Raw genomic sequence first — 1,820 nt, forward strand, 5'->3', positions numbered from 1 at the left:
CCGCCGGCCTGCTGCGCGCCACGGTCGAGCCGAACTCGAGCCGGGTCGAGGTCTCGCTCCAGGTGCCCAAGGGCGCGGAGCCCCAAGTCGCGGTTCAGAGCAGCACGCCCGCTGCGCCCGCTCAAGTCGTCGAGCCTGCACCCAAGCTGTCGGTGAACGAGGGTCTGGGTGCCCGCGAGGAAGTGGTCGAGACGACGCGCCCGGCGCCGCCCACCCCGCCCGAGCCCAAGCCGGGTGCAAAAGCGGCTCCCGCCCCCAAGTCCGAAGCAGTCGATAACGCCAAATCCGAGGGCGAAGCGGCCCGCGCACGCGCCTTGCTGGAAGGCAAAAAAACGCCGAGCCAGGCCGCTGACAGCGAGCGCGTGGTGGTGCAGGTCGGTGCGTTCGCGGAAGCCGCCGGTGCGCGCACCGTGCGCCTGAAGCTGGAGCGGGCGGGCCTAAAAACTTATACCCACGTGGCGGAAACATCGGAAGGCAAACGCATCCGGGTGCGCCTGGGGCCCTTCAACAGCCGGGCCGAAGCCGAGAAGGCGGCGGCCAAGGTCAAGTCGCTGGGCTTGCCGGCGGCCATTCTCACGCTGTGACGCACGCCATGCGAACCAGGGTTTGATGCAAATGGCTTGGGTCGATTGGGCCTTGCTCGCGGTCTTGCTGCTGTCGGCCCTGCTGGGTTTGTGGCGCGGACTGGTGTACGAAGTGATTTCGGTGGCGGGTTGGGTGGCGGCCTTTTTGCTGGCCCAGTGGTACGCCGCCGATGTAGCGGCCTGGTTGCCCATGGATGGCGCGTCGCAACCGCTGCGCCTGGCTGCGGGTTTTGCGCTGGTGTTCATGGGCACGGCCTTCGCGGGCGGCATGTTGGCCTGGCTGGTCAAGCGGCTGGTGGAGTCGGTCGGACTGCGGCCGGTGGACAGAATTCTGGGCGGGGCTTTTGGCCTGGCCCGTGGTGTGGTGATTTTGTTGGCGCTGACCGTGGTGGTGAGCATGACCCAAATGCAGCAGCAGGCCTGGTGGCAGGCGTCGGCGGCTGCGGGCGTGCTGTCGTCCGCTCTGCACCAGATCAAACCTTTGTTGCCGGATGCTCTGGCCCGTTCTCTTCCGTAATCAGCTTCGTCAAGGATCAATACATGTGTGGAATCGTGGGCGTGGTCAGCCAAACGCCGGTCAATCAGCTCATTTATGACGCGCTGCTGCTGTTGCAGCACCGTGGGCAGGACGCCGCCGGCATCGTGACCGAGCAAGGCCAGAAGTTTTTCATGCACAAGGCCAAAGGCATGGTGCGCGATGTGTTTCGCACCCGCGACATGCGCGCCCTTCCAGGCCAGAGCGGCCTGGGCCAGGTGCGCTACCCCACGGCCGGCAACGCCTACAGCGAAGAAGAGGCCCAACCTTTTTATGTAAACGCACCCTTCGGCCTGGTGCTGGTGCACAACGGCAACCTGACCAACGCGCAAGCCTTGAAGGAAGAGCTGTTCAAGACCGACCATCGCCACATCAACACCAACAGCGACTCCGAAGTGCTGCTCAACGTGTTGGCGCACGAGCTGGAAAAGGTATCGCGCGGCATTGTGCTCAAACCTGCCGAGGTGTTTGCCGCCGTGCGCAATGTGCATCTGCGCGTGCGCGGCTCGTACGCCGTGATCGCGCTGATCGCCGGCCATGGTTTGCTGGCGTTCCGCGACCCCTATGGCATTCGGCCTTTGTGCGTGGGGCGCAACGAATCCGGCGTGATGGTGGCCAGCGAATCGGTGACGCTGGAAGGCACGGGCTTTGATCTGATGCGCGATGTGCAGCCGGGTGAAGCGCTGTTTGTGGACCTGGAA

3 protein-coding genes are annotated in these 1,820 nt (G+C 64.9%); all 3 read left to right on the forward strand.

The window, feature by feature from the left end; all coding sequences use genetic code 11:
* Window positions 1-584 (forward strand): SPOR domain-containing protein (locus ABYB95_RS22835; RefSeq protein ID WP_372662435.1); only part of this gene is annotated, 584 nt, incomplete at its 5' end.
* Between the two features lie 31 nt (window positions 585-615).
* Window positions 616-1,101 carry a CvpA family protein gene (locus tag ABYB95_RS22840; RefSeq protein WP_372662441.1) on the forward strand — a complete coding sequence of 162 codons (486 nt, stop codon included), beginning with the start codon at window positions 616-618 and terminating at the stop codon, window positions 1,099-1,101.
* A gap of 23 nt (window positions 1,102-1,124) precedes the next feature.
* Window positions 1,125-1,820 (forward strand): amidophosphoribosyltransferase (locus ABYB95_RS22845; protein ID WP_372662438.1); only part of this gene is annotated, 696 nt, incomplete at its 3' end.

The organism is Hydrogenophaga sp., from assembly GCF_041633695.1.
Taxonomy (GTDB): Bacteria; Pseudomonadota; Gammaproteobacteria; order Burkholderiales; family Burkholderiaceae_C; genus Hydrogenophaga.